Raw genomic sequence first — 13,984 nt, 5'->3', positions numbered from 1 at the left:
ACTGGATCTATTTTTTGACACCAGCGATTAAAACATGGTGGCATTGATGAAGATGTTGTTTCTTTCATTTTGACCTAAAAACGTTATAATACAAAAATTATAACCTAATTTCTTTTATCGTTTTGTTTAAGTACCGTTAGAATAATTATCAATCCTTTGTGAATAATCAATTATTATAATTTTACCACTAGAGAAGTCGTGAGAAATAATGATATTTAATTAGCAGTCAGCTATCCGTTAGAATTTAATCATTAAAGGTATCTAAAATTCTCAAATTATGAAAACCAACTCTTATTAATTATAAAAGATAATTATAATAATCTTAATGTTGAAAATTATCATTAAAATGTTTTTCGTTTATTACAAAATCTACAATTTTTTCGTGTATTTTTTCTCTCATTTTCGTGGCATCAATTCTTAAATAAGGATGCTGATATTTACTTAAAATTTTCTCAAAATTATCTTTTACTAGGGTTAATTTTTCTTGATTTTCATAAATCTCTAATGTGTTGCGATTTTTAATACGACTTAAAGCAATATCTACGGGAATATCAAGATAAATAAGAAAATGGGGAGGAGGAAAATCTTGATTTAATAAACTAACAAATTGAAAATCTTTTTCTGTTTTTGCATTATAAGCAAGGGAGGAAAAATAATATCGAGTAGTGATGACATGAGTATTTTCTTGAATAAGTTTTTGCACTCCATCAATATTATTATATAAGTGATAATGACGATCTGCTGCAAATAAATAAGCCATTTGTTGATCAAATAAATCTTGATTGCTAAAATGATTTTGATGGGCTAAAAATTCTCTTAATAATTTTCCTATTTTACCAGAAGAAGGTTCAGGACTTATAACTACTTTTTGCCCTTTTGTAATAAAGTATTCTTGCAATAACTCTGCTTGAGTAGTACTTCCAGCACCATCTATACCTTCTAAAACGATGAAATAACTTTGTTTTTTTTGTTGATTAATCATACTTAATTTATTACCTTTTCCAAATAAAAAAAGTTTCTGTTAAATCCATTATAAACTGATGTTGTCTTTTATTTTTTTCTAACCATACTTGTTGAATATATTTAATTATTTGTAATGAAGAAGGCTGACTAAATTTAACGTCAAATAGATAGTTAAAAGGTTTTTCTTGTCTCTTTAATAATGTTATTGCTGTTAAAATTTCTTCCATGACATATCCAATACTATGAAAACCTAATATATAGTTATTTTTATCTATAATTATTTTAATAAATAGATCATTTTGAGTTAGGCTTAAAGATGATTCTAAAGTAAAATTAATAAGTAAAATTCTGATATTATTACCTATTAATAATTTTGCTTGTTTTTCTGTATATCCCAATCTATAAATAGAAGGATTATTCATTAAACTATAAGGAATTTTACTATAATTAATGTCTTGCCAAGGAAAAAATAAAGCATTATTAACGGCAACTTTTACTTCATATTCTGTGATGTTATCTAAATTATAACCTCCTAATAAATCTCCACAACTATAAATTTGAGGGTGGAAAGTCTGCAATTTGTTGTTGACAGATATTTTTCCTTTATTAATATTTATACCTGAACTTTTTAAGCCAATTTTATCCACATTTAAGTCTAGTTTTTTATTCGTAATTATTACACTATCCCTCCATTTTTGTCGATTATTAAAATCAAAATTTTTAAGATTAGATTGTGTATAAATTTTAATTCCTTTTCCTTCTAAAATTAGTTGTAACTGAAAAGATATATTTTCATCTTCTGATGGTAAAAGTTGTTTATTTTCGGTTATTAAAGTGATATTTTTATTCAGTTTATTAGCTAAATAAATTCCATTAATGTCATTACTAATAATTATGATATTATCTGGTAAATCAATATCACTTTCGGGCAAAATTAGATTATCAATTGTTAAATAATTTTCTTTATTAGTTAATAATTCTTCAGGAAATAATTGTTGTAAAGTCATAGCTAATAAATAAGAAGAAGACTCTAATTCATGATTATTAGTAAACAATACAAGTTTTTTTTGCTGACTAAATTGACATTTATCTTTAATTAAATCTACTCCTAATGATGTTAAATTAGGCCAATATTTATTAGTAAAAAGGTTTTCTTTTTCTTTTAAAAATTGTTGACAATTAATATTACCATTTAAGTTTAATAAATCACTTTTATATTCTTCTTTTAAATAGCTAAAATTATCTTCTGAATAATTATTATCGCCAAAAATTAAAGCAACTCTAGCACCTAACTTTACAGCATATTCTGCGGCAAAAATAGCTTGTTTTGTAAGTCCAATAATCACTAAATCATATTTGAGTTTCATTTAATTTACTTTTTTTTTAATAGCAATCTTAAATAATATATAAGAAATAAAACAATATTCTGAAATTGTTATTAAGACTAAATTCTATCACTTTTTAAGTATATAATACCCTAAAACACCTTTAATGAGTAATTTTATCTTTTGCTTTTTCGACAATTTTAATAGTAAAATTAACTAAGTTTTTATTATTAAATTATCTTATTTTTAAAGACAAAATTAGCTAATTCAGTACGATTATTAGAATTAGTTTTTTTTAATAAACTACTGACATATTTTTCTATTGTTTTTGGACTTAAGTACAATTTATTAGCTATTTTTAAATTAGATAAACCTTTAATTAGTAATTCTAAAACTTCTATTTCTCTCTTAGTTAAATAAATATTATTTTCTGCTATTTTATCTCGATTATTAGCGATTAAATTACTTACTGGTTGAGGATAATTATGATTAATTTCTGTAAATAATAATTCTGATTGAATAATTTGTGTCTTTTCTAATAAATGACGTACAATAGCAGTTAATTCATTAGGTTGAAAAGGTTTTGCTAAATAAATATCACCCCCAGCTTGATAGCCATGAATTTTATCTTCGGTAGTATTTTTATGAGTTAAAAATATGACTGGTAATAGACGAAAATTAGGATTTTCTCGTAATTCTTTAACTAGATGATAACCGTCTTTATTTGGCATTTTTATATCAGAAATTAACAGATGAGGATGATATTTATTCGCTAAAGATAAGGCTTCTTCTCCATCAGAAGCTAAAATCACGGAATAACCATGTAATTCAAGACAATCTTTAATTAATCGCCGAATGGTAAAATCATCATCGGTTACGAGAATTTGTAAAGGCATAAACGGTTAACTTAACCTAATATTATAGATTTACGTTTTTTTTATTTTATCTTAAAATACTCTTTATTATCTAATTTTAATAATTGTAAAATTATCTTACATTAACACCATAAAAATTAATATAAATAGACAAAATTTAATTAATATTAATCATTAATTAATAAATATTTAAAGGGGTAAAATCAATGATAGTTTTACTGAAATAGTGGTTTAAAATTTGATTAATTTACCTGAATGTTTGATAATTAACAACGAAAACTAGATTATAACCTTATGGCAACGGACATGGAATCTCAATTACAAACCCTTGCAGAATCAGCACAAAAAGCCATCGCTACTGCTGACAGCTTACAAAAGCTAGAAGAATTAAGAGTGAGTTATTTAGGCAAAAAAGGGGAATTATCTTTAATTTTAAAGGAAATGGGTAAATTATCAGCCGAAGATCGTCCTCGCATTGGTGCAGTTGCCAACCAAATAAAAAATGAAATACAAATAAATTTAGTTGATAGACAAAATAAGTTACAACAAGCAGAAATTAATCAGAAAATATTAGCTGAAACCTTAGATGTAACAATGCCGGGGGTTAGTTACTCATTAGGGAAGTCTCATCCATTACAAAGTACTATTGATCGAGTAATAGATATATTTGTAGGCTTAGGATATACTATAGCAGAAGGCCCGCAAATAGAGGGAGATTATTACAATTTTACCGCTTTAAATACTCCCGAAGATCATCCTGCTAGAGATATGCAAGATACTTTTTATTTTGAAGATGGAAATTTATTGCGGACTCATACATCATCAGTACAAATTAGATACATGGAAAAAAATGAGCCACCTTTAAGAATTATTGCACCGGGGAGAGTCTATAGACGAGATACCGTTGACGCAACCCATTCTGCCGTCTTTCATCAAATCGAAATTTTAGCTATCGATAAAGGTTTAACCTTCACGGATTTAAAAGGTACAATTAAAGAGTTTTTACGTCAAATGTTTGGGGATGATTTACCCACTTTATTTCGTGGCAGTTATTTCCCTTTTACTGAACCATCTGCTGAAGTTGATGTACAATGGCAAGGAAAATGGCTAGAAGTTTTAGGCTGTGGCATGGTTGATCCTAATGTCCTTAAAGCGGTAGGATATGATCCAGAAGTTTATAGTGGGTTTGCTGCTGGATTAGGTGTTGAGCGTTTTGCGATGATTTTACACAAAATTGATGATATTCGCCGATTATACAATAGCGATCTTCGTTTTTTACAACAATTTTAACCAAAGAAATCGAAACTGGATAAATTTAATCAAATGATTCAATGAATAAATTGTCTATTACCATTAGAATAATAATTACTAATTCCTAATTCCTAATTATCGTGGGGTTTACTTGTGTTTTTTAGTGTTGTTATTCCTACTTATAATCGTTTACCTATTTTACAAAAATGTCTCCTTGCTTTGGAGAATCAGCAATTTAACTCAGATTTAGTTACTGATTATGAAATTGTTGTAGTAGATGATGGCTCAAGCGATGAAACAATCCTATGGATAACCACCGCAAAACATCTTTTACCCCACGTTAAACTTTATACTCAAAATCACAAGGGAGCAGCCTCTGCTCGTAATTTAGGAGTACAAAAAGCCCTAGGAGATTGGATTATTTTTATTGATAGCGACTTAGTTGTAACATCTTCTTTCCTACAAGCCCATAGTCAAACTTTAGATTCTGCTAATAGCAACCGTATTTTTAGTTATGGTGCGGTAATTAATACTTCTAACTTTAATGATCCCACTTCTGAACCTTATAAAATTACGGATTTTTCCGCCGCTTATTTTGCTACTGGTAATGTGGCGATCGCCAAAAAATGGTTATTAGAAGCAGGATTGTTTGACACCATGTTTAAGCAATATGGATGGGAGGATTTAGAGTTAGGAGTAAGGTTAAAAAAACTAGGTTTAAAATTAATAAAATGTCCCCAAGCAGTAGGTTATCATTGGCATCCACCATTTAATATTGAACAAATACCCAAGTTAATTGAGCAAGAAATTCAAAGGGGGAAAATGGGAGTATTATTCTATCAAAAACATCCCACTTATGAAGTAAAAATGATGATTCAAATGACATGGATACATAAAATATTATGGGGAGTTTTATCCTTAAGGGGTGCATTAAATGAAAAAACCCTCAAACCGCTTTTAAAATGGCTAATCAATCAAGGGAAACCTAACTTAGCGTTAGAAGTGGCGCGTATCTTCTTAAATTGGTACAACGTTAAAGGAGTATATGCCGCTTACGAAAAAACTAAGTAAAAATACTTAATTCATAAAAATAAGATAACTAAATAAAATTTGTCCATATAATACTGTTAGATCTAAATCTAAATAGATCTATCAAAATAACAAAAGTACGATAATAAACTCTTATAGAAAATTACGGAGGAAAGATTAATGCCTTTTATTACTTTTATTATAGGTGGGATCATTGGTTTTGTGGTTAATTTCGTCTTAAATAAAGATAAAATATCTGCAACTCAGAAAGATGAAGAGGTTAGAAAAGCCTTAGAAACTGCGGAAAGAGATTTTGAGCCTCGTAAACAAGAAATAATTGCATCCTTAAGTAAACAATATCAAGTAGAAGCAGATAAAAAAGTTGCTGAAGTAGAAACTACCTATCAAACACAAATTCAAGACTATGAAAATAAAGTTAGTGAATTAGAAGCCAATCTAGCTTTCTTTCAATCCTCTGAAGGACAACTCTTAGAACTACAATCAGAAAATCCAAAATTACAAGCTAGAATTTCAGAATTAGAGGAGTTACTAGAGACACAAACACCTGTTAATGATGAAAATAGAATAGCGGAATTAGAGCAACAATTACAACAGCAAACTCAAGATTTTGAAAATCGACAATATCAGCTACAAGAATCTTTCCAAATTCAACTCGAACAACTACAAGCTAGTCATCAATCAGAAATTGAAGGTTATCAATATCAAATAAATGATCTTACAAATCAAATAGATAATTTTACCACAACTATTTCTGGGATGACTCCACCCATAGAAGAAGCGCAAACTCCTGATTCTGAGATTTTATCCAATTCAACGAATATAATTGATCCATTTACTATTGTTGATGACATTCTAGCAGAACCTGATGCCGAAGAATTTACCCCAGAGTTAGAAATAGAAGAAACTGTAGATAATTTTGATTTTGGCACTGAAGAGGTAGCAGAATTTACCCCAGAGTTAGAAGTAGAAGAAACTGTAGATAATTTTGATTTTGCTTCAGATACTGAAGAGATAGAAATGTTTACTGATAATTCAGATTTATCAGCCTTTGCATTAGAAGAAACAAATAATTTAGAAGATGAATTAAATTTAGATGCTTTCTCTGAATCAGAATCAAGTTTTGACTCCGAAATAGAAATGTTTACTGATTCAACAAGTTTAGATAATGATAGTTTTGAAGAATTTAATGTAGATACTTTTTCTAATTCTGAATATAATTCTCAAACAGAAGTAGAAATGTTTAACGAAAGTTTAGATTTGTCTAGTGATGATGATTTATCTTTAATTTCTGATTCTGAAGAAGATTTTAATTTTGAGAGTTATAGCGACTCTGCTTCTGCATCTATTGAGCCTGAAATAGAAATGTTTAATGATGATTTCGATTTTGACGTTAATTTATCTGATAATTCTGAAGATGATAATGAATTAGATTTATCTAGCTTTATGAATGATAATTCAATCTCTTCAGGTGATGATAATGATAACTTCAATTTAGATGATTTATTAGAAGAGGAAACAGAGGAAAAATAACTATTGTTAATTGTTATTCATTATAAATTTTTCCTGATTAATAAACAATTTCGATGATCAGGAAAATGATTATAATCTAATTCATCGGCAATTTTTTCTAAAATCTCAATACCTCTTCCTCCAATAGCTAAGTCTTCGGGGGAAGATATTTTTTTCGGTTTTGCTTTTAACTTAAATGGTTTTCCATAATCCCATATCTTTATTTTTATTTCTTTTTCTGTAACGCTAATTTCAATATCTATGGGAGTATCTGATGATTTATCTTTATGTGCATGACGTACTGCATTTGTAAATCCTTCTGCTAAAGCTAACTGACATTGTAGCCAATCTTTTTGATTTATCCATGTCTGTTTTAATGATTCAAACTTAGATAACACTTCCTCTAAATAAGTTAAATCACTCTTGACTTGGAATATGATCTCTTGAGAAATTTTCAACTGTAATCTAAACCTCTTTTAATTATTTTGCTCGTGTGCCAATCTAATTTAAACTACCATTATCTAAAGTTATTTTAGCCTAAATTTTATCACATCAAACTATGACATTTTTACCATCAACGAACTATTATTCTTGGAATAAATATCAGTGTGCTTACACTAGCTATAATACTGAAAGTGATCACGATGTAGCTTTAGTGTTAATTCATCCTATTGGTGTCGGTTTATCAGGCAATTTTTGGCATCGTTTTCTAGCCGCCGAAGCTAATTTAAGCAGTAATCTACCTATTTATAACCCTGATTTATTAGGTTGTGGAGAAAGTGATTTAAAACGTATTGCATATGATCCTAAAGATTGGGCAAATCAACTCAATTATTTTATTACTAATGTGGTTAAAAAACCTGTTATTTTAGTTGTACAAGGTGCATCTTTTCCCATCGCTATTTATCTGTGTGCAGGGGAGATAAAATCAGATTTAATTAAGGGTTTAATCTTGTCAGGACCACCCGCTTGGAATATTATGACGATAGGAGGTAATCTTAGAATTAGTGAAATTATTTGGAATATCTTTTTTGATTCTTTTATTGGTTCATTATTTTATCAGTATGCTCGTCGTCGTGATTTTATAAAATCTTTCTCTATTAAACAACTATTTGCTGAGGCTAAAGACGTTGATGAAGAATGGTTAGATATGTTAGAAAAAGCCGCTATTAATCCTGAAAATCGTTATGCTGTTTACTCATTTTTAGCTGGTTTTTGGCGCAAAGATTATTCAAAATTAATGAAAAAATTAGAGCAAAAAATATTACTTTTAATTGGAGAAAAAGCCACCAGTGTTAGTAAAGATGGTTTTAAAGAAACTCCTGATAAAAAAATAAAATTATACCAAGAAAATATCCCTAATATTGAAGCGAAAAAAATTAAAGGAAGAAATGTTTTACCCTATGAATCAACACAAGAATTTTTAACAGAAGTTGTTAATTTTTATCATCAATTTTCACTGTAACTATTTATTATTAACTATTAACTATTAATTAAAATTTTATGGATAATATTCAAGCTATTAGAGGTACAAAAGATATTTTACCGTCAGAGGTTATCTACTGGCAACATCTGGAAAAAACCGCTTCCAAAATACTAGAAAAAGCTAACTATCTTGAAATTCGCACCCCAATTTTTGAACAAACTCCCTTATTTGAAAGGGGTATCGGGGAAGCTACCGACGTAGTTGGGAAAGAAATGTACACATTTACAGATAGAGGCGATCGCTCTATAACATTACGTCCTGAAGGTACAGCAGGAGTAGTACGCTCTTACATTCAACATAAATTATCTGCCGGTGGTGGAATTGATAGATTATGGTATAGTGGAGCGATGTTTCGTTATGAACGTCCCCAAGCAGGAAGACAGCGACAGTTTCATCAAATAGGCTTAGAGTTGTTAGGTAGTCGAGCAGCAAGGGCAGATGTGGAAGTAATTGTGATCGCTACGGACATATTAAAAGCCTTGGGATTAAAAAATCTTAGTTTACAACTTAATTCCGTAGGTAGTAAAGAAGATAGACAAACCTATAGACAGGCTTTAGTTGAGTATTTTACTCCTTATAAAAATGATTTAGATACTGATTCACAGGATAGATTAACTCGTAACCCGTTACGGATTTTAGATAGTAAAGATCAAAAAACCCAAGAAATCGCTAAAAATGCTCCAAATATTCTTGATTTTCTTCAAGATGACTCCCGAAGCCATTTTGACAAAGTATGTAGCTTACTAACTGATTTAGGTATTTTATATGAATTAAATCCAAGGCTAGTCAGGGGTTTAGATTACTATACTCACACTGCTTTTGAAATTATCTCAGAGGATTTAGGCGCTCAAGCAACGGTATGCGGTGGAGGAAGATATGACGGTTTAGTGACTCAGTTAGGAGGAGTAGAAACTCCTGCTATTGGTTGGGCTATGGGTATGGAAAGGTTAATATTATTATTAGAACAGTTACAGCCTCTTAAACCTCAATCCCCAGATATTTATTTTGTTTCCCGAGGAGAAAAAGCGGAAAATCAAGCTCTTGTCATGGCTCAAAATTTACGCCAACATGGTTTTAAAGTAGAATTAGATCTTAGTGGCAGTAATTTCGCTAAACAGTTTAAACGTGGTGATCGCAGTGGTGCTAAAATTTGTTTAGTATTAGGAGACAGTGAAGTAGAAACGGGTATAATTCAGGTTAAATACTTAGAAAATGCCGAACAAAAAACCGTATCTCAAGATCAATTATTAGAGATTTTGTCATTGTCATTATAATTAGAAGATTATTTCAATATAATGAAAAGATAAAAAGTATTATAAAACTATGGATAATAACGATTGGCTAAAGCAATTACTCATGATTGGTGTGGGTACAACTTCTCTAGCGGCGGAAAAAATCAAAGAAGTTAGTGAGCAATGGGTAAAAGAAGGTAAAATAAACCCAGATCAAGCTAAAGGAATTGTGGACGATTTACTACAACAAATTCAATCAGATCAAAGTACAATTCAATCTCAAATAGAACGACAAATTAGAAATGTTTTACAAGATTTAGGTGTACCGAAACAGTCAGAAATGGACGAACTAAGGGGGAGAATTGACCGTTTAGAGCGTCAGATTAGAGATTTAGAAAATAAATCTTGGCGATAAATAATTAGAAATTAGAAATTAGGAATTATTAATTAATTTTCAACAGTCCTAACTAAGATAAGATTTGAGTATAATATGATCAGAAAATCAGTAAAAACTAGATCATGTCAAAAGTTCAGACTATTGCTCAAACGGCCACCGCCGCATCTGCTAAATTAGGCATAAACAAATTTGATATATACGGCTCTGCCATTGATCAAACTAGCGTACAAGTGTTTCAAGGAGAACCAAAACAAGTTAAAGCCTCCCAGAAATCTAGTGTAATTGTTAGAGTCTGGAACGAAAAAAAACAAATAGGAGTTACTTCTACTACAGATGTTGATCCCGTTGGCATTGAATTAGCCCTAAAAACAGCCTATGAAGCTAGTTATTTTGGTGTAACAGATCATATTCCTGATTTTAGTGATGAAGCAAAATCTCCTTTACCTTTTAGCAAAAGTGAATTAGCTACCCCCACCCCTGCGGCTGAATTAATTACAAAGTTGTTGAAAATTGAACAGGATTTATTAAATGCCCATGAAGCAATAACTTCTGTACCTTATAATGGTATTGCAGAGCAGGAAGTTGAACGTTTTTACCTTAACAGTGACGGTGCATTAAGAGAAGAAACCAGATCTTTTGCCTCTATTTATTTATATACTACCACCGAGCAAGAAGACAGAAAACCTCGTAGTGGTGGTGCATATAAAATAGCCAATACCTTAGAAAAATTAGACATCGATGGTTGTTTTCAAGAAACCGTAGAGAAAACCATTAGTCACCTTAACTATAAAGCAATCCCTTCAGGAAAATATCGAGTTGTTTTTTCCCCCGAAGCATTTTTAAGTCTTTTAGGTGCATTTAGTAACCTTTATAACGCCCAAAATATTCTGGATAAACAAAGTCTTTCCACTCCTGAATCCCTAGGAAAATCCATCGCATCCCCTTTACTTTCAGTTAGTGATAATGCCTTACATTCAGGTAATATCAGCGCAGAAACCTTTGACGGTGAAGGTACACCCACAGGTAATTTACCCATCATCGAAAATGGTGTTTTAGTCAATTTCTTACATAGTAGCGTTACCGCTAAAAGAATGAATGCTAAACCCACAGGTAACGCCAGTATTGGAGCAAAAGTAAGTATTGGGGTTAACTACTATCATGTTTTTCGAGGAAAACAACCCACCACTGAATATAACTTAGATACCGCAGAAAATATTATCTTAATCGATGATGTCCAAGCCTTACACGCTGGGGTTAATTCTTTACAAGGTTCATTTTCTCTACCTTTTGATGGCTGGTTAGTAAATAAAGGAGAAAAAGTTAGTATCGAAGCTGCTACCGTAGCTGGAGATTTTCTTGATGTTTTAAAATCTATTATCTTTGTGGAAGCTGAAGCCGAAGTTACTCCTAGTGGTGTTTGTCCTCGTATTTGGGTTGATAGCTTATCTATTACAGGACAATAAATAACGTTTAATCTGCAAAACCATTCTTAAAACCATGTTAAAAATACTATTCATAAGTATAATTTTTTCTCTCTCCCTATTCATAACTCCCGTTATGGCAGAAGAAGCGGTTAATATTCCTTTCACTGAAGCACAATTACAACAGGGTGAAAATATAGCTCAAGAAGCTATTTTAGCTACGGAAAAAGGAGATTTTGTTCAAGCTGAAGCATATTGGACTCAATTAGTTACCCAATTTCCTACTAATCCAGCTGTATGGAGTAATCGGGGTAATGCTAGAGTTAGTCAAAATAAATTAGAAGATGCTATTTCTGACTATAACCAGTCTATCAAACTTGCCCCCACTGCACCAGATCCTTACCTTAATCGTGGTACTGCTCATGAAGGCTTACGAGAATATAACAAAGCGATCGCCGATTATGAACAAGTGTTAAAATTAGATCCAGAAGATGCGATGGCTTATAATAACTTAGGTAATGCCAACGCTGGGCTATCTAACTGGGATATTGCCTTAGAGTATTATAATAAAGCAATAGAATTATCTCCTAATTTTGCGTTTGCAAGGGCAAATGAATCTCTAGCCTTATATGAATTAGGAAGAAAACAAGAAGCCTTAACACAAATGCGCAACTTAGTGCGTAAATATCCTATGTTTCCTGACGTAAGAGCTGCTTTAACCGCAGTTTTGTGGGAAAATGGTAAACAAGGAGAAGCAGAAAGTAACTGGGTTGCTACCATCGGCATGGATAGCCGCTATCGAGATTTACAGTGGCTTAAAGAGGTTAGAAGGTGGCCTCCTACCATGATAGTTGCGTTAGAAAAATTCTTGACCTTAGAGGGCAATTAATCAATTAGTAATGATTCAAAAATAAATAAATTTGAAATACTATTAACCATTTCTTGACGAACTAAAAATGTCTATTGACGAAAGAAGGAAAATCAATTATAATAGGTAACTGTGAAAAATAAAGGCTTGGTAGCTCAGTAGGTTAGAGCAGGGGACTCATAAGCCCAAGGTCGGCAGTTCAAATCTGCCTCGAGCCATCTTTATGTCGAGTAACATTTTATTTGTCATCGTTAACAAATTATTGTCATCTTAACGAATTAACTGTCGCTGAATAATCGTTAACAAATTAATTGTCATTTTATTAAGAGTCCCCTGCTCCTTTCAATCCACATATATATCTATTATAACTATTTTAGTATTTTGCAGTTTTATGGTGATCCTTTCGATCGCACAGAGAAGTAAATTCATCTGCAACCCCCCTTTTTGAAACCTTTGCTAAGACTAAATCCTAGAAGCAGTTTGCGAGGGATTATAAATGAGAACTATCTGAAGTGGATTCCTCCTTGGTCGGAGGTGATTCAGTAGCCACCACTATAGTAAACCTATACCCCTATTACTGGGTGCGCACCTTATTCTTTATCGTGAGATAAACAGCATCAGGGTGGACAGCTACTAGGGTCAGAAAGCAAGTCCGAAGACAAACTAACCCACATTTCACACAGCACAGAGGTTCAAAGAACATAAACTGCGGCGCTATTATGTAATCAAATTGTCAAGGTACAAAAATGAGCAAATAGAACGGAAATAATATTCATTTACCCAAAACTAAATCCCTAGATTGCTCTTGAGGACTACCTCTTATCGGTTGTTTTCTCTCCTCTATGGATATAGAAAGTCTCTTGGCTTGATTTTGAAGACCATCGATCAAAAAACCATAACTCCACTGATGAACGCTCATACGATAGGTTTTAGCATACTTCTTCTGAAGATCGACCGATAAGGGAATCTTTTTCTCCGCCTTAACCTTAATCTCACTTTCCACAATCTCTCGGATGTAGTCTAATTTAGGAATAACAATACTTCCTGCTTGATATTGAGTAGCTAAATCCATCACAGCACCAACCAATAAATCATTAAGATATTTTCCCTGATTAGAATCACCAAAAGAAACAGAAGAAGATTACCGTTGATTCACATGACGCTGATGGGCTTGACGTTGTTTTTGTACCTGATAACGGTTCAGCAACTTATAATTCTTGCCCAATAACTGTTTAGTAGTGCGGTAAGCAATAACCTTTTGGGTTGTCATATCAATAACACTAACCGTCACAGGATGTTTTAAGCTTAAAGCCACTCCTACGATAATATTAGGATTACCCTGATATTTGGCTCTACTAGGACGAGGAAAAGACTGATGTAAATTGTTCTGACTGGTCTTTTTACTTTTAAGACACTGCTTTTGATTATCATTGAGAGAAGGTTTCTTCTCCATACTTTCGATAATCTTAGCGGTACTTAAACAAAACGATAAAAGAAATTAGGTTATAATTTTTGTATTATAACGTTTTTAGGTCAAAATGAAAGAAACAACATCTTCATCAATGCCACCATGTTTTAATCGCTGGTGTCAAAAAATAGATCCAGTC

General features: G+C 31.5%; 13 protein-coding genes, 1 tRNA gene and 1 pseudogene. 9 read left to right on the top strand and 6 right to left on the bottom strand.

What is annotated here, in order from left to right; translation table 11 throughout:
* Nucleotides 1-322: 322 nt before the first annotated feature.
* From tmk to ACEW8E_RS08640, 3 genes are all read right to left on the bottom strand, one after another.
* Nucleotides 323-982 (bottom strand): dTMP kinase, encoded by a 660-nt coding sequence (gene tmk, locus ACEW8E_RS08650; RefSeq protein ID WP_373479937.1) that lies wholly within the window; start codon nt 980-982, stop codon nt 323-325.
* Nucleotides 983-992: 10 nt separating this feature from the next.
* Nucleotides 993-2,330 (bottom strand): FAD-dependent oxidoreductase, encoded by a 1,338-nt coding sequence (locus tag ACEW8E_RS08645; protein WP_373479936.1) that lies wholly within the window; start codon nt 2,328-2,330, stop codon nt 993-995.
* Between the two features lie 188 nt (nt 2,331-2,518).
* Nucleotides 2,519-3,184 (bottom strand): response regulator transcription factor, encoded by a 666-nt coding sequence (locus ACEW8E_RS08640; RefSeq protein ID WP_373479935.1) that lies wholly within the window; start codon nt 3,182-3,184, stop codon nt 2,519-2,521.
* A 273-nt stretch (nt 3,185-3,457) separates the two neighbouring features.
* On the opposite strand from ACEW8E_RS08640, the gene pheS reads away from it, so the two are divergent.
* The 3 genes from pheS to ACEW8E_RS08625 all read left to right on the top strand — a co-directional run bounded on the left by pheS (nt 3,458) and on the right by ACEW8E_RS08625 (nt 6,994).
* Nucleotides 3,458-4,453, top strand: coding sequence for a phenylalanine--tRNA ligase subunit alpha (gene pheS / locus ACEW8E_RS08635; RefSeq protein ID WP_373479934.1), 996 nt, complete (start codon nt 3,458-3,460; stop codon nt 4,451-4,453).
* Between the two features lie 114 nt (nt 4,454-4,567).
* Nucleotides 4,568-5,485: a glycosyltransferase family 2 protein gene (locus tag ACEW8E_RS08630; RefSeq protein ID WP_373479933.1), complete on the top strand. Its 918-nt coding sequence runs from the start codon at nt 4,568-4,570 to the stop codon at nt 5,483-5,485.
* Between the two features lie 138 nt (nt 5,486-5,623).
* A complete protein-coding gene (locus ACEW8E_RS08625; protein ID WP_373479932.1) occupies nt 5,624-6,994 on the top strand; it encodes a hypothetical protein in 1,371 nt (456 codons plus the stop codon).
* A gap of 20 nt (nt 6,995-7,014) precedes the next feature.
* On the opposite strand, the gene ACEW8E_RS08620 is transcribed toward ACEW8E_RS08625, so the two are convergent.
* The gene (locus tag ACEW8E_RS08620; protein ID WP_373479931.1) at nt 7,015-7,431 is read right to left on the bottom strand and encodes an ATP-binding protein; all 417 of its coding nucleotides are present in this window, start codon (nt 7,429-7,431) and stop codon (nt 7,015-7,017) included.
* Between the two features lie 101 nt (nt 7,432-7,532).
* Here ACEW8E_RS08620 and ACEW8E_RS08615 point away from each other — a divergent pair, with 101 nt between their 5' ends.
* The 6 genes from ACEW8E_RS08615 (at nt 7,533) to ACEW8E_RS08590 (ending at nt 12,595) form a co-directional block, all read left to right on the top strand.
* Complete coding sequence (locus ACEW8E_RS08615) at nt 7,533-8,438, top strand: alpha/beta fold hydrolase (RefSeq protein WP_373479930.1); 906 nt, start codon at nt 7,533-7,535, stop codon at nt 8,436-8,438.
* A 38-nt stretch (nt 8,439-8,476) separates the two neighbouring features.
* Nucleotides 8,477-9,733: a histidine--tRNA ligase gene (gene hisS, locus ACEW8E_RS08610; protein WP_373479929.1), complete on the top strand. Its 1,257-nt coding sequence runs from the start codon at nt 8,477-8,479 to the stop codon at nt 9,731-9,733.
* Nucleotides 9,734-9,782: 49 nt separating this feature from the next.
* Nucleotides 9,783-10,106, top strand: a complete 324-nt coding sequence (locus tag ACEW8E_RS08605; protein WP_373479928.1) for a phasin family protein — start codon at nt 9,783-9,785, stop codon at nt 10,104-10,106.
* A gap of 104 nt (nt 10,107-10,210) precedes the next feature.
* Nucleotides 10,211-11,551 carry a TldD/PmbA family protein gene (locus ACEW8E_RS08600; protein ID WP_373479927.1) on the top strand — a complete coding sequence of 447 codons (1,341 nt, stop codon included), beginning with the start codon at nt 10,211-10,213 and terminating at the stop codon, nt 11,549-11,551.
* Between the two features lie 94 nt (nt 11,552-11,645).
* Complete coding sequence (locus ACEW8E_RS08595; protein ID WP_373479926.1) at nt 11,646-12,398, top strand: tetratricopeptide repeat protein; 753 nt, start codon at nt 11,646-11,648, stop codon at nt 12,396-12,398.
* 123 nt (nt 12,399-12,521) lie between these two features.
* A tRNA-Met gene (locus tag ACEW8E_RS08590) sits at nt 12,522-12,595 on the top strand.
* A 554-nt stretch (nt 12,596-13,149) separates the two neighbouring features.
* Here the strand turns inward: ACEW8E_RS08590 and cas12k are convergent.
* Nucleotides 13,150-13,497 (bottom strand): annotated as a pseudogene (cas12k, locus tag ACEW8E_RS08585) (type V CRISPR-associated protein Cas12k); the annotation flags it as partial.
* A gap of 21 nt (nt 13,498-13,518) precedes the next feature.
* The gene (locus ACEW8E_RS08580) at nt 13,519-13,830 is read right to left on the bottom strand and encodes a hypothetical protein (protein ID WP_373479925.1); all 312 of its coding nucleotides are present in this window, start codon (nt 13,828-13,830) and stop codon (nt 13,519-13,521) included.
* Between the last annotated feature and the right edge of the window lie 154 nt (nt 13,831-13,984).

It is taken from the genome of Geminocystis sp., from assembly GCF_041753295.1.
In the GTDB taxonomy this organism is placed as follows: domain Bacteria; phylum Cyanobacteriota; class Cyanobacteriia; order Cyanobacteriales; family Cyanobacteriaceae; genus Geminocystis.
This window is presented reverse-complemented; position numbering and strand designations above follow the sequence as displayed.